Origin of the sequence: Neolewinella xylanilytica, assembly GCF_002934605.1 — a bacterium.
GTDB lineage: Bacteria > Bacteroidota > Bacteroidia > Chitinophagales > Saprospiraceae > Neolewinella > Neolewinella xylanilytica.
On sequence record NZ_PTJC01000006.1, the window covers coordinates 1,428,115 to 1,451,408 of the forward strand.

Annotated in this window: 18 protein-coding genes and 2 tRNA genes; 10 read left to right on the top strand and 10 right to left on the bottom strand. The window is 58.1% G+C overall.

Annotation, left to right across the window (positions count from 1 at the left end):
• The first annotated feature begins 19 nt into the window (after window positions 1-19).
• The 4 genes from CLV84_RS15230 (at window position 20) to lptE (ending at window position 2,460) form a co-directional block, all read left to right on the top strand.
• The gene (locus CLV84_RS15230) at window positions 20-388 is read left to right on the top strand and encodes a cupin domain-containing protein (protein WP_104420628.1); all 369 of its coding nucleotides are present in this window, start codon (window positions 20-22) and stop codon (window positions 386-388) included.
• Window positions 389-471: 83 nt separating this feature from the next.
• Window positions 472-1,038, top strand: coding sequence for an NUDIX domain-containing protein (locus tag CLV84_RS15235; protein WP_104420629.1), 567 nt, complete (start codon window positions 472-474; stop codon window positions 1,036-1,038).
• Between the two features lie 138 nt (window positions 1,039-1,176).
• Entirely contained in the window at window positions 1,177-1,869 is a 693-nt protein-coding gene (locus CLV84_RS15240; RefSeq protein ID WP_104420630.1) for a Crp/Fnr family transcriptional regulator, read from the top strand.
• Window positions 1,870-1,953: 84 nt separating this feature from the next.
• Window positions 1,954-2,460 (top strand): LPS assembly lipoprotein LptE, encoded by a 507-nt coding sequence (gene lptE, locus CLV84_RS15245; RefSeq protein WP_104420631.1) that lies wholly within the window; start codon window positions 1,954-1,956, stop codon window positions 2,458-2,460.
• 1,426 nt (window positions 2,461-3,886) lie between these two features.
• On the opposite strand, the gene CLV84_RS15250 is transcribed toward lptE, so the two are convergent.
• Together CLV84_RS15250 and CLV84_RS15255 are read right to left on the bottom strand one after the other, a co-directional pair.
• On the bottom strand, window positions 3,887-5,287 hold the full coding sequence (locus tag CLV84_RS15250; RefSeq protein WP_104420632.1) for an L-serine ammonia-lyase: 1,401 nt from the start codon (window positions 5,285-5,287) through the stop codon (window positions 3,887-3,889).
• A 46-nt stretch (window positions 5,288-5,333) separates the two neighbouring features.
• Window positions 5,334-5,996: a heme exporter protein CcmB gene (locus CLV84_RS15255; protein ID WP_104420633.1), complete on the bottom strand. Its 663-nt coding sequence runs from the start codon at window positions 5,994-5,996 to the stop codon at window positions 5,334-5,336.
• An 88-nt stretch (window positions 5,997-6,084) separates the two neighbouring features.
• On the opposite strand from CLV84_RS15255, the gene CLV84_RS22005 reads away from it, so the two are divergent.
• Window positions 6,085-7,350 (top strand): N-acetylmuramoyl-L-alanine amidase family protein, encoded by a 1,266-nt coding sequence (locus CLV84_RS22005; RefSeq protein ID WP_211295268.1) that lies wholly within the window; start codon window positions 6,085-6,087, stop codon window positions 7,348-7,350.
• Between the two features lie 134 nt (window positions 7,351-7,484).
• On the opposite strand, the gene CLV84_RS15265 is transcribed toward CLV84_RS22005, so the two are convergent.
• Window positions 7,485-7,799 (bottom strand): DUF4286 family protein, encoded by a 315-nt coding sequence (locus CLV84_RS15265; protein ID WP_104420634.1) that lies wholly within the window; start codon window positions 7,797-7,799, stop codon window positions 7,485-7,487.
• A 9-nt stretch (window positions 7,800-7,808) separates the two neighbouring features.
• Complete coding sequence (gene murA, locus CLV84_RS15270) at window positions 7,809-9,125, bottom strand: UDP-N-acetylglucosamine 1-carboxyvinyltransferase (RefSeq protein ID WP_104420635.1); 1,317 nt, start codon at window positions 9,123-9,125, stop codon at window positions 7,809-7,811.
• 266 nt (window positions 9,126-9,391) lie between these two features.
• On the opposite strand from murA, the gene CLV84_RS15275 reads away from it, so the two are divergent.
• From CLV84_RS15275 to CLV84_RS15285, 3 genes are all read left to right on the top strand, one after another.
• Window positions 9,392-11,107, top strand: a complete 1,716-nt coding sequence (locus CLV84_RS15275; RefSeq protein WP_104420636.1) for an amidohydrolase — start codon at window positions 9,392-9,394, stop codon at window positions 11,105-11,107.
• Window positions 11,108-11,504: 397 nt separating this feature from the next.
• Complete coding sequence (locus CLV84_RS15280) at window positions 11,505-12,071, top strand: Crp/Fnr family transcriptional regulator (protein ID WP_104420637.1); 567 nt, start codon at window positions 11,505-11,507, stop codon at window positions 12,069-12,071.
• Window positions 12,072-12,214: 143 nt separating this feature from the next.
• Complete coding sequence (locus tag CLV84_RS15285; protein WP_104420638.1) at window positions 12,215-12,604, top strand: RidA family protein; 390 nt, start codon at window positions 12,215-12,217, stop codon at window positions 12,602-12,604.
• Between the two features lie 175 nt (window positions 12,605-12,779).
• Here the strand turns inward: CLV84_RS15285 and CLV84_RS15290 are convergent, their stop codons facing one another.
• From CLV84_RS15290 to amaB, 4 genes are all read right to left on the bottom strand, one after another.
• Window positions 12,780-14,093 (bottom strand): glycosyltransferase, encoded by a 1,314-nt coding sequence (locus tag CLV84_RS15290; RefSeq protein ID WP_170067723.1) that lies wholly within the window; start codon window positions 14,091-14,093, stop codon window positions 12,780-12,782.
• A 96-nt stretch (window positions 14,094-14,189) separates the two neighbouring features.
• Window positions 14,190-14,654, bottom strand: coding sequence for a four helix bundle protein (locus CLV84_RS15295; RefSeq protein ID WP_245911528.1), 465 nt, complete (start codon window positions 14,652-14,654; stop codon window positions 14,190-14,192).
• 240 nt (window positions 14,655-14,894) lie between these two features.
• On the bottom strand, window positions 14,895-15,929 hold the full coding sequence (locus tag CLV84_RS15300) for an NAD-dependent epimerase/dehydratase family protein (protein WP_104420640.1): 1,035 nt from the start codon (window positions 15,927-15,929) through the stop codon (window positions 14,895-14,897).
• A gap of 294 nt (window positions 15,930-16,223) precedes the next feature.
• Window positions 16,224-17,747 carry an L-piperidine-6-carboxylate dehydrogenase gene (gene amaB / locus CLV84_RS15305; RefSeq protein ID WP_104420641.1) on the bottom strand — a complete coding sequence of 508 codons (1,524 nt, stop codon included), beginning with the start codon at window positions 17,745-17,747 and terminating at the stop codon, window positions 16,224-16,226.
• A gap of 190 nt (window positions 17,748-17,937) precedes the next feature.
• Between amaB and CLV84_RS15310 the strand changes: the two genes are divergently transcribed.
• Both CLV84_RS15310 and CLV84_RS15315 read left to right on the top strand, forming a co-directional pair.
• Window positions 17,938-18,027 (top strand) — tRNA-Ser (locus CLV84_RS15310).
• Window positions 18,028-18,105, top strand: a tRNA-Pro gene (locus CLV84_RS15315).
• Between the two features lie 41 nt (window positions 18,106-18,146).
• Here CLV84_RS15315 and CLV84_RS15320 read toward each other — a convergent pair.
• Both CLV84_RS15320 and CLV84_RS15325 read right to left on the bottom strand, forming a co-directional pair.
• Complete coding sequence (locus tag CLV84_RS15320) at window positions 18,147-21,917, bottom strand: glycosyltransferase (RefSeq protein WP_104420642.1); 3,771 nt, start codon at window positions 21,915-21,917, stop codon at window positions 18,147-18,149.
• The gene (locus tag CLV84_RS15325) at window positions 21,907-23,220 is read right to left on the bottom strand and encodes a hypothetical protein (protein ID WP_170067724.1); all 1,314 of its coding nucleotides are present in this window, start codon (window positions 23,218-23,220) and stop codon (window positions 21,907-21,909) included. The genes CLV84_RS15320 and CLV84_RS15325 overlap by 11 nt, the downstream gene beginning before the upstream one ends.
• Window positions 23,221-23,294 lie beyond the last annotated feature (74 nt).

The window sequence follows — 23,294 nt, forward strand, 5'->3', positions numbered from 1 at the left end:
CTTCAATCCTTCCCAAGCCATGGCAGCCATCAACGTACTGGAGAAATTCAACCGATTCGACGACCACTGGACTCCCAAACTGATCGCAGAACTAAACGGTCAGGCCGTCAAACTCGCCAAGGTCAGCGGCGAATTCGTCTGGCACGACCACGCGGCGGAAGACGAGCTGTTCCTGGTATTTCGGGGTACGCTCTTCATCGATTTTAAGGACCGGCCGACCATTACCCTCCAGACGGGGGAACTCTACGTGGTACCCCGCGGCGTACAACATCGGCCCCGGACCAACCCCGGTGAGGAGGCCTGGGTCATGCTGCTCGAACCGATGACCACTGCCCACACCGGTGCAGTCCGGCACGCGCTTACCCAGGATGCGTGTGAGCGGATATAAGGTTGCCAGGTCGTTAACGTCCCCGGCGGCATTCTAAGGGAGCTAAAAGGTAGGAAAAACAAAGGCCGGTTTACCTTTGGGGTATGGACGAAACCCGCAACCCCTGGATTACCAAGCAGACTTCGGTCGCCTACGAGAACCCCTGGATCCGGGTGGAACACCACGACGTGGTCAATCCCGCAGGAGGGGACGGCATTTACGGCCTGGTCCGGTATAAGAACCACGCCATCGGTATCGTGCCGATCGATGCAGCCGGCTATACCTACTTAGTAGGCCAGTACCGCTACGCGCTGGATGCCTATAGTTGGGAGATACCAGAGGGGGGCTGCCCCGCCGGGGAGGATACCCTCGCCACCGCCAAACGGGAACTGAAGGAAGAAACGGGGCTGGTAGCCGAAGAATGGCAGCAAATTATCGAATTCCACCTAAGTAATTCCGTTTCCGACGAATGGGGCGTGGCCTACGTTGCCCGCGGCTTGCACCAGCAGGAAGCCGAACCCGAGGATACCGAGCAACTGAAATTGCGGCGCCTCCCGCTGAGCGAGGCAATCGACATGACCCTCGATGGCCGGATCACCGACGCGGTTAGCGTACTGGCACTACAACGGGTACGACTAATGGGGCTGGATAAGGGTAAATTGCCCGACTAAATAATATTTCGGAATAAAATCCTTATTGCTTAGGGGGGGATGACGTAATCCGTGTCCTATTACCAGACGGACGAAGACAAATGTCGGCGGGCGTCGCCAGAGGCCAAATGGTCTTTGCCCTAACCTCAAAGCAATATCATGGATTCTGTCAACAAAATAGCCCTCCTGGAACAGTTCGACCTTTTCGACGGCCTTTCCGCCGACGAGAAGAAGCGTCTTAGCGAAACCATGGAGTTTAAGAAAAAGCCGCGCTACTCCGTCATCTACCAACCCGGTGAACCCAGCGAGCACATTTTCCTCCTCGCTAAAGGTCCGATCAAGATCAGCACCCATAGCAACGAAGGCAAGGAGGTGATCAAGCAATTGATTCACCCCGAAGCCATCTTCGGCGAGCTTTCCCTGGTCGGGGAGACCACCCGCACCGAAACCGCCCAGTCGCTGAAGGAAGAAGTCCACTACTACACCATTCGCGTGTCGGACTTTCAGCGCATCGTGTTCGGTAATCCGGCCCTGAGCCACCAGATCCTCAACCTCTTCGGACGCCGGATGATGGCCGCCGAACATAAGCTCGAGGACCTCATCTTCAAAGATGCCCGGAGCCGCATCGTCGGCTTCCTCCATAAAGTGGTCAGTGAGCGCGGTCGCCGCGTAGGCTATGAAATGCTGCTCAAGCACAGCCTGACCCACCAGGACATCGCCAACATTACCTGCACCAGCCGGCAGACCGTTACTTTAGTGCTGAACGAGCTGCGGAAAGAAAACCTGATTTATTTCAATCGTGGCCGTATTCTGGTACGCGATATGGACGAGCTCCTCGCCAGTGCCGCTTAGGCAAGGCGGAACAAACATTGTGATCCCAAAAATTCCAATCCCCTTCGGCAGCAACGCTGGGGGGGATTTTTTCGTTCCCTTCGCATGCGTATCCTACTGCTCGCCGCTCTGTCCCTTATACTCACCGCTTGCTACTCTTTTCGGGGTATTTCCATCCCGGAAGGGGTGGAGCGAGCCTACGTACCCGTCTTCAAGAACAACGCCCTAACCGCCCCGCCCACGCTGCCCCTCGATATCACCGAAGCGCTTCGGGATAAAGTGCGCGATGAGGCCCGTCTACTTATCACCGATGAGCAGCCCGACATTGAAATGCGCGGTACGCTGGTCGATTTCCGGGTTAGTGCCGAGGGAGCCACGGCCGCCGACGAAACCGCCGCCTACGCCCGACTTAACCGCCTTACCATCGTTGTAGCCATCGAGTACATCAATTTGCGCGACCCCACCGCTGAGTCCTGGAAAAGCAATTTCTCCGACTACTACAACTTCGACGGCAGCGTTGCCCTGGCCTCCGTAGAGGAAGAGGCCATCGAGGAGATCCTGGACAACATCAACGAAAAGATTTTCAACCGTGCTTTTGCCGGGGAATGGTAGGGGGGTGAATGGTTGAATTGTTGAATTTGTGAATAGGCTACCGCATGGGGCAGCTCGCTTCGCTCGTGGGGTAATGGTGAATTTGTGACTTTTTGAATTCGTGAATGGACTACCGCATGGGGTAGCTCGCTTCGCTCGTGGGGTAATGGTGAGTGGGTGAATTTTTGAATTCGTGAATGGGCTACCGCTTGGGGCAGCTCGCTTCGCTCGTGGGGGTAATGGTGAATGGGTGAATTTTTGAATTCGTGAATGGGCTACCGCTTGGGGCAGCTCGCTTCGCTCGTGGGGTAATGGTGAATGGGTGAATTTTTGAATTCGTGAATGGGCTACCGCTTGGGGCAGCTCGCTTCGCTCGTGGGGTAATGGTGAATGGGTGAATTTTTGAATTCGTGAATGGGCTACCGCTTGGGGCAGCTCGCTTCGCTCGTGGGGTAATGGTGAATGGGTGAATTTTTGAATTCGTGAATGGGCTACCGCTTGGGCAACTCGCTTCGCTCGTGGGGTAATGGTGAGTGGGTGAATTTTTGAATTCGTGAATGGGCTACCGCATGGGGTAGCTCGCTTCGCTCGTGGCCGGGTAGTGGTGAATTAGTTTATTGGAGAATAGGCTCCGGAACTGAGTGGCCCACTTCGCGGCAGGGCGGCGGTAAAGAATACCCTGCTGGGTGCAAAGGTCCCCCTTTAGTAGTGCGGGCGGCAGTGCGGGCCAATTCAGTAATTCAAAAATTCAACAATTCAGCCCTTCAATTATTGATGAGCACTCCGGAGGTAGGGAATAAGCTCCGGCACTGGGCGGCTCACTTCGCGGCAGGGGGGCGGTAAAGAATACACTGCTGGGTGCAAAGGTCACGCTTTAGTAGTGCGGGCGGCAGTGCGGGCCAATTCAGTAATTCAAAAATTCAACAATTCAGCAATTGATGAGCACTCCGGAGGTAGGGAATAAGCTACCGCACTGGGCGGCCCACTTCGCGGCAGGGGGGCGGTAAAGAATACACTGTTGGGTGCAAGGGTTCCCCTTTAGTAGGGCGGGCGGCAGTGCGGGCCAATTCAGTAATTCAAAAATTCACCAATTCAGCCCTTCAATTATTGATGAGCACTCCGGAGGTAGGGAATAAGCTACCGCACTGGGCGGCTCACTTCGCGGCAGGGGGGCGGTAAAGAATACACTGCTGGGTGCTAAGGTCCCCCTTCAGTAGTGCGGGCGGCACTGCGGGCCAATTCAGCAATTCAAAAATTCAGCCCTTCAATAATTGATGAGCACTCCGGAGGTAGGGAATAAGCTACCGCACTGGGCGGCTCACTTCGCGGCAGGGGGGCGGTAAAGAATACACTGTTGGGTGCTAAGGTCCCCCTTCAGTAGTGCGGGCGGCAGTGCGGGCCAATTCAGTAATTCAAAAATTCACCGATTTAGCCCTTCAACAATTGATCAGCATTCCGGACGCGCGACGCTGACGTGTACGGCCAGTCCGCCCTCGGATGTTTCCTTGTATTTGGAGTGCATGTTCTGGGCCGTCTCCCACATCGTGGCGACCACGGCGTCGAAGTGGACTACGGCATCCGTAGCGTTGCCGCTTAGGGCCAGGTTGCTGGCGGTGATGGCCTTCATCGCCCCCATGGCGTTGCGTTCGATGCAAGGAACCTGCACGAGGCCGCCAATGGGGTCGCAGGTCAGCCCAAGGTGATGCTCCATGGCGATCTCGGCGGCCTGGAGCACCTGCTTGGTACTTCCGCCCAACACTTCCGTGAGCCCGGCGGCGGCCATGGCCGAGCTGACGCCCACTTCCGCCTGGCAGCCACCCACTGCCGCGGAAATCGTTGCTCCCTGCTTAAAGAGCGCCCCGATCTGACCGCTGCAGAGAAAGAATCGCAGCAGGTCGTTTTCCCGAAAATTGCCGAACAGGTAGTGGTAGAGCAGCACCGCGGGGATCACCCCGGAAGCACCGTTCGTAGGGGAGGTGACCACCCGGCCCAGGGCGGCATTCTCCTCGTTGACGGCCAGGGCGAAGCAGCTGATCCACTGGTTAACGGCGGAGAAGTCCTTGGGTGCCTTGCGGATTGCCGCTAGCCAGCTGGCCCGGTCGGGGTACGTTTTGCCACTCAACAATTTTCGGCTTAGCAAGGCCGCCCGGCGTTTGACACCCAGACCGCCGGGCAGTACGCCATCGGTATGGCAGCCCCGATATACGCAGTTCATCATCACCTGGAACAAGCGTTCCACCCGTGCGTGGATTTCCTCGCTGGAACGAATACAGCGTTCGTTTTCGTAGAGGAGACGGGTAACCGTCTTGCCGGAATCCTGGGAGAGTCGGATCATCTTCTCCCCGGAGGAGACGTCGTGGACGAATCCGTAATCGATCTCTTCTTCCACCGATTCTCCTTCCCGCTCGATGAATCCGCCACCCAGGCTGAAGTAGGTTTGCACGAGCAGTTCGCCGTTGTCAAGCAAGGCCGTGAACGTCAGGGCGTTCGGGTGGCCGGGGTGGGTAGTGGGCTGGAAGACGATGTCGCGGTCGTAGGTAAAGGGGGCCGGTTGGCCGTTAATCCGGATCCGTTGTTCGGTTTTCACCGTGGCGACGATGACTGGGATGTCCGCCGTGGGCATCGTCACCGGGTCGTAGCCCTGGAGGCCGAGGATGACGGCTACGTCCGTACCGTGGCCAATACCGGTCTTTGCCAGACTGCCAAAGAGTTGTACGGAAATGCTCTGCACCTGCGCCCGGCGCAAATCCTTTATAAAATCCAGGGCGGCACGCCAGGGCCCCAACGTATGGGAAGAGGAGGGACCGACCCCGATCTTATAAATATCGAAAACGCTTAATCTGGACATACGGCTAGGGCTAGGTGGGGCAAGACGCGAAGGTAAGCGTGGTCGGCTAGTCCCGCCAAACGAAGGGGAAGAGGATCACGGCCACCGCGAGGGATACCAGATTGATAACGACCGTCAGGTACAGCGGTTGTGTCCAGTCGTTGGTGCCCAGATCGAGGGCGTACAGCCCGGCGTCCAGCATGAGTTTCAGCAGCGGAATGACGAGGGGGAAGGAAAGGATGGCCATCAGCGTCCCGTTTCCCCCGGCCCGCGCAGCAATGGCCGAAACGAAGGTGAGGATGGTCGATAAGCCAAGACCACCGAGTAACATCCCGAGCCAGAAGGGTAGGGGGCGGACGATCGCCTGGGTGGGCGCGAAGAGGCTGAGGAGCCCGTAGGTAAGCGCCCCGATTGCCCAGATAAGCAGCAGGTTGAAGATGAGCTTGCTGAACAGCAGCGCCAGCGGATCGGCCACCGTGTAATAATAGAGGTGTCGTCGCCCGCCCTCCCGGAGAAAGCTCCGCGTGGCGGCCACCATGGCACCGAAAAAAAGTACGATCCAGTAGAGAGCGTTGAAGATTTGCCCTTCCAGCCCGCGACCAACGGCCAGGTACACGATGACTACCGTGGTGACGACATAAAGAAAAATACTGGCCAGGGCGTATTTGTCCCGCCACTCAAGCTTCAGTTCCCAACGCAGGAGTTCATAAATTTGCCGTACGGTTGACATAGGACGGGCGAAGATACGCGTGCCGTATGCACAGTGCCCGCCCCTGACCGTTGTTGTATTTCGCTTGCCGTTCCCGAAAACTTACTGAATGACCATCCCGTACCGCATCTTAATGGCCGTTTGCTTACTGGCCGGAAATTTGCTGCACGCCGAGTACCTGACCGTTCGTGCCGAAAGCGGCGACGGGATCTACTCGCTGCTGCGCCGGTACCAGCTGGTGGAATTCGGCTGCAACATTGACGAATTCAAGCGCATCAACGGCCTCAGCCACAGCAGCAAGCTCTTCGAAGGAAGGCGGTACCAGTTGCCCATCGAGGTCTTTACGTATAACGGAACCAGTATCCGCAGCACTACCGGCCACGACGACTGGGACCGTGCCATCGCCATCCGCGATTACAATGACTGGATGCTCCGCGCCAATTTGCGGGAGTCCACTTACCAGCGGGAACGACTCCTCTACGTGCCCTACCACATCGATCATTGCTCGGAATTTACCCCCGAGGAGCCGGTGCCCGAGATAATCACCCTGGGAGAGCAAACGCCGCCGGTTCCGGACATCGACCGCCTGAAGGACGAACGCAGCGACCGGGATCCCATAGCCGTGCCCGAGCAGGTCACCCTAGTCGCCCCGCGTACTTTCGCCATCTTCGGAGACGCCTACGCCGAGGTGCCCCTGCTCGACGACCGCCTGGCGGGCAAGATCTTCTACATCGTGAGCGGGCACGGCGGACCGGACCCCGGTGCCGTCGGTCGCCGCGGGGGCTACCTGCTCGCGGAAGACGAGTATGCCTACGACGTTGCCCTGCGCCTATGCCGCAACATCCTCCAACACGGGGGGACGCCGTACATGATCGTCCGCGACGAAAACGACGGGATTCGCGACGAGCAGTTTTTGCGGCCGGACAAGGATGAAACCGTATGGGGGGGAGCCTCCCTGCCGCGGAACCAAAAGATGCGGCTGTTCCAGCGGTCGGACATCATCAACGCCCTTTACCGCGAAAACTTCGAGAAAGGCATCGTAGACCAGACCATGATCGCTATTCACGTCGATAGCCGGCACCGCGGACAACGGATCGATGTCTTTCTCTACTACCCGGAAGGGGACCTGGTAGGCGAGGTGAAGGCGCAAAAAATCCAGAAAGCGATCAAGACCCAGTACGAACTGGTCCGCCCCGGACGCGGCTACGAAGGATCCGTAACCTCCCGTGACTTACATATGCTACGGGAAACCATCCCTAGCGGAGTCTACATCGAATTGGCCAATATCGCTAACACCTCCGACCAGGAGCGCATCATCAATCCGCGCAACCGGCAGTTGCTGGCGGATTGGTTGTTGTTGGGGTTGATTGAATAGGGGGGAGGGGTATCGGTTGTCAATTGTCGGTTGTCGGTGTTTCGGTTTTAAGAATCTAACCCCACAAGGGATAACCGACAACCGATAACCCCGCCACCTGACAACCCCGACAACCGATAACCCTATGGCCGAACCTAGTGGCCGTGGTGCACCACATCCAGTAGCGACCGGAAGCTCACGAAGTTGCCCTTGTAGCGCAGATCGTGCATCTGCTGGTGCTCGTAGGCGAACTTCTCCTGGTAAATATCGAAGGCCGGCCGGGAGCTGATGGTAAACTGCAGGGCGTAGGTGATACCGTCGGTTTCATCTACGCCCAACAATCGACTGAACTTGAAATCTTCGAAAATGCCGCTCTCCATCACGTGGGGAATGTAGGACTGGCGCATCCAGCTCACCCATTCATCGTGTACTCCGTGTTCGACCTTGTTCGTGATGTTGTAAAGCAGCATTCAATTCGTTTAATCCTGACGCTCGATGCGTGCTCCCAAAGCGCGCAGCCGGGTGTCGATGTTCTGGTAACCGCGGTCGATCTGGTAAATATTGTCGATTTGGCTGGTCCCCTCGGCCGAAAGGGCGGCGATAAGGAGGCTGACACCGGCGCGGATATCGGGACTGGTCATCCGGATGCCGCGTAGGGGCTGCCGGTTGTCCATGCCGATCACCGTCGCCCGGTGCGGATCGCACAGGATCACCTGGGCCCCCATGTCGATCAACTTATCGACGAAGAACAAGCGCGACTCGAACATCTTCTGATGGAACAGGACCGAGCCCCGGGCCTGGATGGCGGTCACCAGGGCGATACTCATCAGGTCGGGGGTAAAGCCGGGCCAGGGAGCATCGTAGATGGTAAGGATCCCGCCGTCGAGGAAGTTCTGGATTTCGTAGTGTTCCTGGGGGACGACCCGAATATCGTCGCCGTTGTATTCCATCTTGATGCCCAGCCGCTCGAAGGTGCGTGGGATAATACCCAGCATATCGAGGCGGACGTCCTTGATGGTAATGTCGCTTTTCGTGATGGCCGCGAGTCCGATAAAGCTGCCGATCTCGATCATGTCGGGCAGCATCCGGTGGGTGGTGCCCTTCAGGCTCTTGACGCCCTGTACCCGCAGGAGGTTGGAACCGATGCCCTCGATCTTGGCGCCCATGCGGTTGAGCATATGGGACAGCTGCTGGAGGTAGGGCTCGCAGGCGGCGTTGTAGATGGTGGTTTCGCCTTCGGCCAGGACGGCGGCCATCAGGACGTTGGCCGTGCCGGTGACGCTGATTTCTTCCATGTGCAGGAAGGTGCCCTTAAGGCCGTCGGTCTTGAAGGCGTAGATTTTCTTTTCATCGTCGTACTCGAAGTCGGCACCCAGGGTTTGCAGACCCAGCAGGTGGGTATCGAGGCGGCGGCGGCCGATTTTGTCACCGCCGGGCTTAGGCAGACTGGCGCGGCCGTAGCGGTTGAGTAGCGGCGCGATGAGCATGACGGAGCCGCGGATACGCTGGGCGTCACGTACGTAATCGGCGCTGAGCACGTAATCGAGGTCGATGTGCTTAGCCGTGATGGTTACCGTCTGCCGGTCGTGGCGCTCGATGTCCGCGCCGAGCCCTTCCAGTAGGTCGAGCAGCTTGTTGACGTCCTCGATGTCGGGCAGGTTCTCCACCCGCACCGGTTCTTCGGTAAGCAAGGTGGCGCTGAGGATCTGGAGGGCTTCGTTCTTAGCCCCCTGGGGGATGATTTCGCCGGAAAGCCGGTGGCCGCCCTCCACGATAAAGGTTCCGTTGGTATTCATGGCGGCCAAGGTACTATCGCTGGGGGGGAATACGGGTAAAGTCATGGCTATAGGATTATAATTCACGAGAAGAAGTAGGGCGCCGGAGCGCGGGAAAAAGGCATTTCAATACCACTAATGCGTCCGACACCGAATCTCGTATATCTCCGGAGCGGTTATTCCAAATTTTTGGGGTGCCGGCCTTCACGTAGCGAGGGGGGCTGGTACCCTTCATTACCCTGACCGGCGCGTGGTAACGTATTTTAGCCACTCGAAGTACCCCAGCCATGCACCACCACCGTCTACTTTTTTTCTTTCCCGTTTTTCTCGCCCTTGTTGCCGGCTGTAACGGCACCGAGGAAACCGATCGACCCCACGCCGACCTCCTGGTCTATAACGCCGACATCTGGGCCGGTCAGGATCAACCCGCTGCCACCGCGCTGTTGGTGAGCAGTGACGGGACGATCATGGCCATCGGCACCGACACCGCCGCCTGGTCCGACGATCTGGAAGGGGGGACCGAGCGCATCGACGCCGGCGGTCGCTTCCTCATGCCGGGCTTCATTGAGGGGCACGCCCACTTCAGCGGACTGGGCAGCAGCCTGCGCAACCTCAACTTCCTCCGCTCCCGCAGCTGGGACGAGATTGTCGCCATGGTCGAGGAACGCGCTCAAGAAACCCCCGAAGGCGTCTGGATCACCGGCCGCGGCTGGCACCAGGAGAAGTGGGATCAGCCCCACGACCACAGCATCGGCGGCTACCCGCTGCACGATGCCCTGAGCGAAATTACCCCGGACCACCCGGTGGTGCTGCGCCACGCCAGCGGCCACGCTCTCTTCGCTAACGATAAAGCGATGGAACTGGCCGGTGTTAGCCGCGAAACCCCCGACCCCCGGGGCGGCCGTATTCTCCGCGACGAAGTGGGTGATCCCACTGGCGTCTTCGAGGAGCGCGCCATGGACTTGATCACGGATGCCTACCAAAACTTTATTCAGACGATGAGTCCGGTGGAGCGTAAGGACGAGTGGCTTGCCGGTATCCGGGCCGCCCAGGAGGAGTGCCTCCGCAATGGCATCACCAGTTTCCAGGATGCCGGAACCTACTTCAGCGAGCTGGACTGGTACAAAGAACTGGACGCAACCGATAGCCTGCGCCTCAACCTCTGGGTCATGCTCCGCCACGGCTACGACGAGATGTCCGGCAACATGGCCGGGCTGCCCCATTACGGCGATCGTTTCGAATGCTCGGCCATCAAGACCGAGCTCGACGGCGCCCTGGGCAGCTACGGTGCCTGGTTGTTGGAACCCTACTTTGACAATCCGGGCTTCGTGGGTCAGAATACCACCCTGGTCGAAACCGTCGATAGCATCGCCCAGCTGGCCGACGAGCACGGGATGCAACTGTGCGTCCACGCCATCGGTGATCGCGCCAACCACGAAACCCTGAACGTCATGGCTAAATACGTCAACGACACCGACGACAAGCGGTGGCGCATCGAGCACAGCCAGCACATCGATCCGGCGGACATCCCCCGCTTCGCGGAGCTGGGCGTGATCGCCTCCATGCAGGGCATCCACTGTACGTCCGACGCCCTGTTTGCCGAGACCCGCCTCGGGACCGAACGGGCGCGGGAGGGTGCCTACCCCTGGCGTAGTTTGCTTGACGCCGGCGCGATCGTCACCAACGGCACCGACGCGCCGGTGGAGGACGTCAACCCCATCGAATCCTTTTACGCTACCGTCACCCGCAAGCGCGCCGACGGCAAAGCCACCTTCTTCCCCGAGCAATCGATGACCCGCGAGGAGGCCCTGCACAGCTACACCGCCGCCCCGGCCTACGCCGCCTTCCAGGAGGACGAGCGAGGCACCCTGGCGCCGGGCATGCAGGCGGACTTCGTCATGCTGTCCAACAACCTGCGCGACTGCGCCGAGGAAGATATCCTCGGTACGGAGGTGTTGATGACCTTCGTGGGAGGAAGGTTGGAGTACGAACTGGCCCGGTAGATCTCAGGTACCATGGAGCAGGAGACCGCTAAGTAAATCTCCCGGCCTGAAGCGTCTACCGGCGGATTACTACCTAGTTGACTTCGGAGGTTTATGGGTTTGCCGTTGCACATGCATGAATAAAGTATTCACTAGAATTCGCCATCCTATTTTCAGTATATACCTGCTCTTTATCGCTCCAGGACTCCATCCAGCGTCGACTGTGGGAAAAAATTTAAACCAAACAGTTTTTTTACCGGCATCCGAGGAATTGCGCTCGGTAGCCTGGCACCGTCGGATTTAGGTACGTTTTAGGCAGGGTACCTTTGGTTATAGTGCCAATCGTGACCCGCTTGTTGGCCCGGTCTTTGCCAAGAGCTTTAACAGCGTACAACCTTGTCATACAGCCCGGGTAAAAATGAGTTATTCCTTTCTTAGACAACACTTATCCGAGTACGGCAGCTTCTCAGACGAAGCATCCGAGGTGGTGCAGGCTCACTTCACCGAACGGCAATACCGTCGCCGTGAGATCATGATCCGACAGGGCGAGCGGGTCACTACCTGTTATTTCATAGTCAGCGGATTGGTGAAACTGGTGTATACGGATGATAGCGGGAAGGATCACATCGTTTCCTTCGCCCGGGAGGGGTGGTGGGAAAGCGATTTTGCCGCTTTCTTCGGCCACACGGGGGCGAGTATGTCCCTGATCACGCTGGAGCCTACGAAGGCACTTACCCTATCCAACACCAGCTACCGGACACTATGCCACGAAGTGCCGGGCTTCGGCCAATTTGCACTGGAAAAGGCACACCGTGGCTTCATCGGCGCACAGCAACGCATACTTTCCCTCCTGACTACCAGCGCAAAGGAGCGCTACCAGCGCCTGATCCAAAACGATCCCCAATTGCTGCAGCGGGTGTCAAAAACGCAATTGGCCGCCTACCTGGGCGTATCCCGGGAGACGCTCAGTCGGCTGCAACTGTGAGATGCCACAAACTGTGACAAACCGCACAGGTCGTTCCGCTCCTCACGAAGGACTTTTGCAACTGTAAACAAAGTCACCCGACGGTGGCACCCTGATGGTTCATTTTCGGGCCGGGCCTGTCAGTCGTTGCAAAATCCACCAGCATGACCAAGCATATTATCAATCCCTGGACCTGGCAGGACGAACGCAGTTACGTGCAGGCCGTGGAAGTCCGTAATCCGACGGCCACGCTGTACATCTCCGGACAAACCGCCATCGACCAGCACGGGCAATCGAGTACGGCGGACATGCCCACCCAATTCACCCTTGCCCTGGCTAACCTGAAAGCGGTCATCGAAGCGGCGGGGTATACGTGTAATCAGATCGTACGACTCAATATCTACACTACCTCGACGACGGAATTGATGGACGCCTTTGGGATCTTTCAGGAATGGATTTCGGGGAATGGGGTCCAACAGGCTACTACGGTGCTGGAGGTGCCGGCGCTTTTCGAAACGCTTAAGGTGGAGGTGGAGGCTACTTTGGTTCGGTGAGGGCGGCGGTTGGTTCGCGCTTTGGGCCTCGCGGTCGGAGACCGCTTTTTACTGCCGCGGTCGGAGACCGCGTTTTACTTCGCGGTTGGAAACCGCGTTTTACTTCGCGGTTGGGAACCGCTTTTTACTGCGCGGTCGGAGACCGCATTTTACTATCGCGGTCGGAGACCGCATTTTACTGTCGGGGTCGGAGACCGCTTTGTACTATGGCGGCGGCGTAATTGTCCCAGCTCATTTCTTTGGTGGTCTCGTGGACGTTCTGGCGGGGGATGGGCTGTTCGATCATTCGCTCCATCTGGCGGGCCATGTCCGCCACGTTCTCGGGTTCGGCGAGGTAGCCGTTGAAGCCGTCCCGGATGGTTTCGGGGAAGTGGCCGACATTCGTGGCTACGGCGGGCAGCTGAAAATTGTAGCTGATGCTTTCGACGCCGGAGGGGGTGGCGTATTCGTAGAACAGTACCACGGCGTCGCTGGCCTGGAAGTATTTATGCACTTCCTCGTTGGCGACGAACTCGTTTTTCACCATTACCCGGTCGCGGATACCGAGCTCGTCTAATAATTCGAGGGGACGGTATTCGCGTTCGTCGTCGGCCTTTTTCAGGAACACCTTTTTGGCCAGCCCGAAGGTGGCGTTCTTCAGTTTGGTACTGAGCTTATCGGACTTCAGCGTATCCCAGAAGGACTCGCCGCAGATGATCAGACTTACATCATCGCGGCGCCCGGCCACTTCTGCGAAGGCGCGGATGACGTTGTGCAGTCCCTTGTACTTGCGGATAAAGCCGAAGAAGAGAAAGACGTGCTGCCGCAGGCCGTGCTCCCGCTTGAAGGCCGCCACGTCGAAGTCGGCGCGGGGGGCAAAGAGGTCGTATATCGGGTGGTAGAGCTTGATGACCGGGGTCGGTCCGTTCTCCTGCGCTCCGGCGCCCGACTGCTTGGCCAGCGTACGCTCGCCGGTTTCGTTCACGGCAAACTTCCGGGTGGGGAAGAGTTCCTTGAGCTCGTCAACCGTCTTATAGGCGTGGGCGATGAAGGTGTCCGCCGGGGTGATGCCGTAGGCCGTGAAGCGCTTGTCCAGGCTGCTGCTCTCCTTCTGGATCACGAAGTGCAGGTCGAAGATCACCTCGATTTCCGGGTGCTTCTTCAGTTTGCGGGCGATGTACCCCAGCGGCAGTCCCTGAATGGCGATGGCCCACTGGAAGATGACCTTGTCCGGCTTCAGCGCCACGATCTTACGGTAGGTTTCCTGCCAGGTGAGGGGGTTGTTGTAGTTGGTCAGGTAGTGCACTTTGATATCCGTGCCCTCGAGTAAGTCCACCTTACTCGTCTTATCCACGAACTCCCGCGGAATGATCGCCGGGTACTGCTGCGTCCAGCTCACGATGTGCACCTCGCAGTCGCCCCGCCGGTCCAAAGCCTTGGCCAGGGAAGTGTTGTAGTTGGAGATGCCGCCTTTGAATTTGGGGCCGGGGCCGTAGCAGACTATTTTCAAGGACTGAATGGTTGAAGGACTGAATTCGTGAATTAGGGAAGGAGTGAATTACTAAATTGGCCCGGCTCACTTCCCGCAGGGGTAGGGGAGAACAAGCTAGGGTTTAGCCGTTTTTCGAGCTCTTGCGAATATCTTCACAAGCTCATAGTACTCGGTTCCGATCCGCTTAAGGTCGACCCGGTCGGCTTTGAGTTCACTTTCATTAAGGCTTTCCAGCCAGAAGACGGTTTCGTCCGTTTCCTCCACCACAATCGACATTTTGGCAAAGAATTCAGCGCGCGACCGAGCTCGGCAGGCAGCCCGATAATTCGCGGCCGTAGATGTGCCACTTTTCAGCAACTGAAAACGAATAACATTAAAAGCAGGCGATGAGGGCGTTCGCTCCACAAAGTTGATAAGCTCTACGGCGACTTTTTTCGTACGGTCCCGCATCTGTTTCGCAAAGCGGCTGCGCTCCTCCTCGCCATATTTGGAAGACGTGTCCTGCATTTCCATCTCCTTCAATCCATCTTCCTCGGCAAAGAAGTCCAACGTGTACAGCTCGTCCAATTCCCAATTCATACACCGAAGGTAAGACCATCTTCAATTTTCACTCTTTACCGTTACCATCCTTCCAATCCAGCGTAGAGGTAACCCATGTGAATACCCAGACTTTTCACCTCTGCACCACGAATTTACATCCCCGGTCCTTCCCCCAATTCATTCCTTAACGAATCACTCCCTCACTGATTAAGTCCTTCAGTCCCTCAATAATTCAGTCCTTCAGTCCCTCAAAATTCAGTCCTTCAGTCCCTCAATAATTCACACCTTGCCCTTCTGCGCCTCCAGCACTCGCCGCATCCCCTCCCGCACCGAGATCTTCGCCCGCCACCCCATTTCATGCACCTTATCCATATTGGAGTAGCGACTGAAGACGCCGACGGGCTTGTCGAGCAGCTGCTCGATCTCCGGGTCGTAACCCTCGATGGCGCACATGGTTTTGATGATGTCGATGAAGGAGAGGAGTTCTCCGCGGCCGATGTTGATGGCGGAGCCGTCGGTGACGCGATCCATGGCCCAGAAGATGCAGTCGAGGACGTCATCGATGTGGACGAAGTCGCGGCCCTGTTTGCCGGTGCCCCATACCTCCACGGGGTCCTCGCGATTGGCGATGCGATTCGCGATGGCGGGGATGGGGTAGGTGAGGTCCTGGTCTTCCCCGTAGCCGGAAAACGGACGGATGCAGGTCACGCTGAGGTGGTAGTGCTCGGCGGCCGTCTTGGCCAGAAACTCACCGGTGAGCTTGGACCAGCCGTAGGTCATGTCCGGCTCGCCCATTTTCTTGAAGTTGATGTCCGACTCGGCCAGGGCGATGGCGTCGCCTTCCGTTTGCAAATCGATCGGGTAGGCCGCGCTGCTGGAAGGGTACAGCGTCCGGTCGGGCTTGTGCCGGGTAATCCAGTAGAAGAACTCCGCGTCGATGCTCAAATCCAGGGCCACCTTCATCGGGTCTCCCTCGATGGTGGAGCGCCCGCCTACGATGGCCGCGAAGTGGAACACGTCGCTGAAGCGCTCGAAGTCGGGGGCGTAAGTCTTGCGGATATAATTCTCGTCGTCGATGATGTCGCGGAGGAACTTGCGGAAATCCTGGTGCAGAAACAGGAGCCGCTCGTCGGGACCAAAGACTTCCAGGTCGCCGTCCTTCCGGACCACCTCCGTGTCCAGCCAGGTCGAAGGGTGGGTGCCTACGCTGAGGTTGTCGACGAAGATGATCTTGTCCTGGGTGGTCTGGTAGAGTCGCTTGACCATGTTGCGTCCTACGAAACCGCAGCCGCCGGATACTAGGTGGAAGTGCATTAGTTCTTTAGTCTTTTAGTGGCCTACGGCCTTTAGTCGCGCTTCGCGCGGTTAGTCTTTTAGTGGCCTGCGGCCTTTAGTCGTGCTTCGCGCGGTTAGTCTTTTAGTGGCCTGCGGCCTTTAGTCGCGCTTCGCGCGGTTAGTCTTTTAGTAGCCTGCGGCTGTTGGTCGCAATTCACCGCGGTTAGTGGGCTGTTGCCGGTAGGTTATCAGTGCGCGAGGTTATTGGGAATATGCAAATAATAGTCCTTTCACCCACCGAACCCCTATTCAGTCATTCGCTAATTCACTAACTCACAAATTGAAAGAGATTCCCTGCGCCAGGGGTAAATCCCTACCGTAATTGATCGTACTCGTCTGCCGGCGCATGTAGACCTTCCAGGCATCCGAGCCGGATTCGCGGCCGCCGCCGGTTTCTTTTTCGCCGCCGAAGGCACCGCCAATCTCCGCGCCGCTGGTGCCGATGTTAACGTTGGCGATGCCGCAGTCGCTACCGGTGGCGCTTAGGAAGCGCTCGCTTTCCCGCAGGTCGGCGGTCATGATGGCGGAGGAGAGTCCCTGGGGTACGCTGTTCTGGATTTCGATGGCCTCGTCGAGGTAGCTGTACTTCATCAGGTAGAGGATTGGGGCGAAGGTTTCCTGGCGGGCCATCGGGCTGTCGGGGGTGACCTCGGCGATACAGGGGCGGACGTAGCAATTGCTGCCGAGCCCGTCCAGTTTGCCGCCTTCCACGACCATGGTTCCGCCTTCCGCTTTGATCCCTTCGATGGCTTGGAGGTAGGTTTCCACGGCGGCTTCGTCGATCAGGGGGCCGACGTGGTTGGTTTCGTCCAGTGGATCGCCGATCCGAAGCTGGCCGTAGGCGGCAGCGAGTTTATCCCGTACCTCCTCGTAGCGATCTTCGTGGACGATAAGCCGGCGGGTGCTGGTACACCGCTGTCCGCAGGTGCCGACCGCGCCGAAGAGGGCACCGGTGAGGACCAGGTCCATATCGGCGGAGGGGGTAATGATGATGGCGTTGTTGCCGCCGAGCTCGAGGAGGGATTTGCCGAGGCGGGCCGCCACCGTTTGGGCGACCGCTTTACCCATACGCGTCGATCCCGTGGCCGAGATCAGCGGTACGCGGGTATCCCTGGTAAGCAGTTGGCCCACCGTATAGTCTCCGTTAACCAGGCTGCTGATCCCTTCGGGCAGTTCGTTAGCGGCGGCCACCTTCGCCCAGATGTTCTGGCAGGCGACACCGCAAAGCGGGGATTTTTCACTTGGCTTCCAGACCACCACGTCGCCGCAAACCAGGGCAATCATGGCGTTCCAGCTCCAGACGGCCACCGGGAAGTTGAAAGCGGAAATCACCCCTACGATACCTAGGGGGTGATATTGTTCGTACATCCGATGCATGGGGCGCTCGGAATGCATTGTCAGTCCGTGGAGTTGCCGGCTGAGGCCGACGGCGAAGTCACAGATATCGATCATTTCCTGGACTTCGCCCCAGCCTTCCTGCAGGCTTTTACCCATTTCGTAGCTGACCAATCGCCCGAGGGCGTCTTTGTGCTTCCGCAGGGCTTCGCCGTACTGTCGTACGATTTCTCCGCGCCGGGGCGCAGGAACGGTACGCCAGTAAAGGAAGGCGTCACTGGCTTGCGCGATTACGTCCTCGTACTGACCGGGGGTGGTGCTACTCACCCGACCGATGAGGGCGCCGTCAACCGGCGAGGTGCTCTTCACGTGGTCGTCCGGGTTGTGCATGCCGCGTTGGCCGGTACTCGTGCCGTCGTTGTCGTCGGCCAGGCCGAGCTCGTTCAGGAAGTCTTTATTCATGATCGTGGTGATTAGGGAATGCAAAGGTAGTAAGGCCAGGGGGGACTTATCCAGGGTGCAAAAACCGATGCTGGCGACAAATATTTTGCCGATTGCTTTTTCATGCGCGGTGAGCTGCTTACATTTGCGTCGCTTTAGCAACTACGGCACGGCAACTTACTGAGTTGTTGCGTCGTTGACCAAGATACCCGGAGACGTGGGTGAGTGGCTGAAACCACCAGTTTGCTAAATTGGCGTACGTGCAAGCGTACCGCGGGTTCGAATCCCGCCGTCTCCGCCACGGGGCATAGCGCAGTCCGGTTAGCGTGCCTGCTTTGGGAGCAGGAGGCCCCAGGTTCGAATCCTGGTGCCCCGACCAGGAAACCGAAAGGGACGATCGCCACGGCGATCGTCCCTTTTTTATTGCGGTAAGAGGCTCGTCCTTACCTCCCTGGAGTGCACGCCGTCACTTACGGTCAGCCGTAGCTCGTACCGAAGATGGTCGTGCGGAAAATCCAGCGTGATTTCCGTTCCTTGCCCCAGTATTTGCAGGAGCACCGGATTGCCGTAGGCGTCTTTGCGGAATATGCTCCATTCCAGTTCCAGGCCGGAGGGCGCAGCCGAGGGATGAACCCACTGATCCTCCTTCCTTCCAACGGCCCGGAAGGTAACGGCCTGCCCCGGATCAGGTACCCAGGCCTGGGGCAGGATGCGGAAGGTTGGCAGGGTGTTGGTTTCCTGCGCCCCGCCGCCCATTTCCCTCCAGTCACGGAAGGCTTGTGTTCTGCGTCCGTGGAAGTCGGTAAGCCCGTCGAAGGTGACGGTATGGGTGCGCCAGGCGTGTTGCCAATTGGCCAGGACGAGGTAGTTGCCCCAAACCGATCGGGGCAGGGCATTGAGTTCGTGTACCTCGATGTCGGCTAGTACCAGGCGGTTGCCGTAGGCCGTTAGCAGCTCCTCCACTCCTCTAGCATCGAAGAAGCGTCCGATTCGCAACCCGATCCCATCGGCCTGTCCGGCGAGCAGCGGGTAGGCTTCCATAAGCTCCCGTAGTTCCGGCCGATAGTCCAGCGCATGGTAAACGGGATGAACGGGGTCTTCCCGTTTAATCGATTCGGTCAGCCGGTTCACCCATCGGTAATAGGCCTGGCGCTGTGCTGCCAATTCGGGTTGGGAAAAGTGGTTGCTTAGTTGCGCCAGTACATCGTTGCCCAGGTTCCAGTGCAGGATCACCTTTCGGTCTTTATGGTCGGCTACCTGCTCGAGTATCGAAGCTTCCACTTCCCGGAGCCGGAGGCTGTCCGACAGGAAATCGATGTCGTCGTCAATCCAAAAACCGTAGATGACCCCCAGGCCGAATGCTTCCGCCAGCCCGAGCAGGTTGCGGGCGTAAATGCCGGGTTCGGTGATGCGGACGGTATTGATGCCGACCTCCCGCATCCCCCGGTAGTCTTCCACAATGTTCTTACGGGCCGGAATGTATTCCGAGGAGATCCATCCGCTGCCCTTCGAATAGCCGACACCCACGATCTTTCCCTCCGGAAGTTCGCGTCGGTCGGTTCCCGATGCTTGTACCGCCGGTGTGTCGCCCAGCGGATAACCCGGGTGAAACAGGTAGGTGGCATTGCCGGTCCAATCCAGGTAACCCGTGGATCCAGGCCCGGCGGAGGCGGGTTGATTGGCGTCGAACGCGCTTTCGAAAGCGACCACGGCGCGTACCTCGGGGCAGTCGGCGGCGATGTATTCCGCGGCCTGGGTCACCCAGCTAGCCTTGGTCCGGCGGTCGCCCAACGACCCGAATTCCGCTAACAGGACCTCCTTGTTCGTGAGAGCCCTGAGCGAATCCCGAAAGGGCTGGTACAATTCGGCGAAGGTTTGCTCCGGTATGTCCGCATACGCCGGACCGTAATTCAATGCGGTGATGCCCAGGAAATCCACGTAGCGGTCACCCGGATAGGACGCACGCATGTTTTCTGCCCGCCAGGGGTTGTATACCCAGCGGACGTTCGTGACGCCTTCGCGGCGGAACACCTCCCATACGTGACGCCATGCGGCCTGGTAATTGCCGGGCGTATTGCCGCCCGCCTCGGACCACGGGTAATCGGGGTTATCGAATTCGTGGGCGAAACGGAGGTAGACGGTGCGATCCATGGCGCGGATCTGCCGCGCCACCTCAACAACGTAATCGTCGTACAATCCGCTGGCGATGTAGTACAGACCTCGCCGTTCGTTCTTGGCCTCGTCCACCGTATCCGAGGCGGGAAAGTGACTGACCCAGGGCTCCCAGGTGATCATGGCGTCCGCCCCGAGGGAGTCGATTCCAGCCAGGTGTTCGCCTAGTCGGTCGACGTCCAATTGCCCGCTCCAGGCTACGAAGCTGGAGATGATTTCCGGGTGGTAGCCATAGCGCCGCTTTCTCTCGGCGACGGAGGCGAGGTCGGTCATCCCCTGGGCTTGGGTCGGCAGAAACAGTCCGAGTTGGGTAGTTGGCGTCATGCTGTCGGGGTCGATCGGCTCGATGGTTTCCAGCGTCTGCCGTTCGTACCGATCCGTTGAGTAAAAAGCGGTTAGGCAAACGAGCACGAGGAGCACCGGTGCCAGGGCACGCACCGTTACCGTCATCGCGTCGAGGGCTCCGAGGAGTTGTGCTTTACCGTGACGGCCTATCGTGCGTATGATTTTGGGGAAGCGTTTACGGAAGGTCCGGAATCGGTTGGTCGTACCGAAGGCCAGGTAGACGCTGAAGAACATGAATCCCGCATTCAGCACCGCGAACCCGGCCATGATGATGGAAAAGGGGGTCCAATCGCGTTGCAATCCGTAAACGACGGCCGCTAAGGATAGGAAGGCGACGATCAGGTTGGGAATGAGGAGCGAGATATGGGTCGTGCTTTCGTCGTCCTTCGGCGTAGGCAGGTAGGGCACTTTCTTGTCAAAGAGGGTATAGACGAAGCCCAGTGTAAACACCCACCAACCGATAATCTCCAGCACGCCCCCTACGATGTGGAAGCCGCGCTCGTCGTCGGATATGAGCCATTTCTGGATGTAAAAGCGCAGAACGAAGGAGCTGAAAACCACCGGGAGAATGATCAGCAGAAAGAAGCCGAAATGCCCGGTCCAGGGAACATCGGATAGTAACAGGGACAGGATCGGAATGAGAAATCCCACCAGGTAGGCCAGCCCGGCGAGGTAGTGGATGGGAATCAGGAAGTAATGCAGCCGCTGCCGCCAGGTGATCCGGGAGAATATCTTCGGATACACCTTGAATAAGAGGTCGAAGGTGCCGCGCGACCACTTGATCTGCTGTTTGAAGTAAGCGGTGAGCGTGGACGGTACCAATCCCTTCGCCAGGATGCGGGGCACGTAGACCGACTTCCACCCCTCCCGGTACAGTAGCATGGCGGTATGCATATCCTCCGCCAGCCCCGGCGCGTGCCCGCCGATGCTGTCGAGGGCCGCCCGGCGGAAGGTGCAGTTGGCCCCGATCGCGTTGACCGTTCCGTAGGCATTCATGCACATCATCATCGGTCCGTAAAAGTGGAAGGTCTGCTGGGCCGATCCCTTAGCGACGATGGAGTCGAATTTGTTGTAATACGCCTGCACGGTTTGCACAAAGCCGATCTCCGGATTTTCGAAGTGGGGCACGATGTAGTCCAGAAAATCAGGGGCAGGGATATGGTCCGGGTCGAGGATCAGACAAATCTCCCCGGTGGCCTGTCGGAGTGCGTTGTTGATGTTGCCGGCCTTGGCGTTTACGCGAACTTGTCGGGTGACATGAATAACGCCGAGCCGTTGGCAAACCCTCTTTAGGTAGTCGTCGTCGGCCTCGTCGCACAGGTATGTGGTATGGGGGTACCGAATCCGTTGGATCGCTTCGAGTGTATTGACCACCATGGCGTAGGGTTCCCCCGGATAGTAAGTGGTCAGCACGTCAACGGTAAACGTCTTCGTAGCCAGCGGCGTAGGCGGTACCCGTATGCTCAGGTAGTAATACCATAGCGACAGATCCCGGACTAAGCCGTAAACCAACACGGCGCAGAGTAGGCCGTACAGGAGAGGGTGGCCGATAAATTCCGAGCGGAAAAAATGGTAGCAAAAATTGACGATGCTGAGTAATCCGACCGTAACTAGTAGGCGGATGACCAGCTGTTCGTACTTGCTAGGGGACCGTAAGACCGGTTCATTTAGCATCTTCCATGCTTAAAACATAAAATGGAAGGTTACTAGCGGAAAAGTAACCTTCGGAGGTACGGATTTGGTAGTACACGCGGTAAGGTCCCTCCGTGTTGGGAACCCGAAAAACGGCCCCATCGACACGTTGGCGATGAAACGGCTGTCCACTACCGGCTGGGAGGGCGGGCGCATTCCCCAGCTCCTGCCAGTCCTCCTTTCGGATCTCCCAGACCACGGTGTCGACAGCATCCGGTGGCTGAAGAAAACGTACCTCGACCGTGGCCTCCGTGCCGGCCGTCAGAATATGATCTACGTCCTGGCCCCGTCCGTTCAAAAGGAGGTATTCCACGGATGGGCCGGGGAAGGAAGCATCCGTTCCCTTCCAGACTTGACCCAGGGTGAAAGCCATTTCGCTGATCTCGCCTTCCGGTGTAAAGTAGCTGTACCAGGTAGGGGTAGCTTCCGTTTTGTGACCCCAGTAAAAGGCCATGTCCCCCATCATCCGCTCATTATCGTACAAGGGGCTTACCCATTCGGTGTACCGGGCCCGCAGCTGACGGGCTTTGGTAGCGTTAGGTGATTCGATGGGGGCGCTCCAGCTCGTTTCGGTCGCTTCCCAGGGGCCGTTGTAGGCCCATTCGGTGAGTACGAAAGGTCCCCGCCAGAGCGGCAGCATGAGCAGGAGATCGCTCGAAAGATCCGGTAGGTTACCGAATAAGTTGAAGCTAACGAAGTCGATGTCGGGCTGCGCCCACCGGATCTTCTGGTAGCCTAGCTGGTACACGTTAAAGGTCGAGGATATCGGGTGCAGGGAATCCCTTTGCTGGATAGCGGTCACCAGTTCATTATAGGCGGTAACGTATTCCTCGCTGTAGCCACGGTTGAAGACCTCATTGCCCAGTATCCAGTACAGCAGGGCCGGGTGGTCGTGGTGGCGCTCAACGACGGACAAAAGCTCGGGCGTAACCCGGTGAATCTGTTGGGTCGCCAGCTCGTCCGCTTTCCGGTACGCTGGTATAGGCAGGTCCGCGACGACGGCAATTCCCAGCTGATGCGCCCGGTCCAGTACCGCACCCAGGCTGTCAGGATCGTACACCCGTACCGTATTGCCACCGTAAGCCCGCAGCAGTTCCATGCGCTGATGACCGCTGACTCCTCGGATACGAAAAGCTTCGCCATTGCGGTACAGGGTGTATCCCAGGGAGTCGGTGTACCCAACCCGGACACCCGAAGCAGCAATTTCCCCATCCGTACTGGGTGAACAGCACCACCCGGAGAACGCCAAAATTAAGCAGGAACAAACGCTGACGAGGTTACCCATTCGGTTGAATTGAAGAGGGGAGCTAAGACAATCGCATACATATACGCACGAATGGATCAAATAAGTTTGACCAG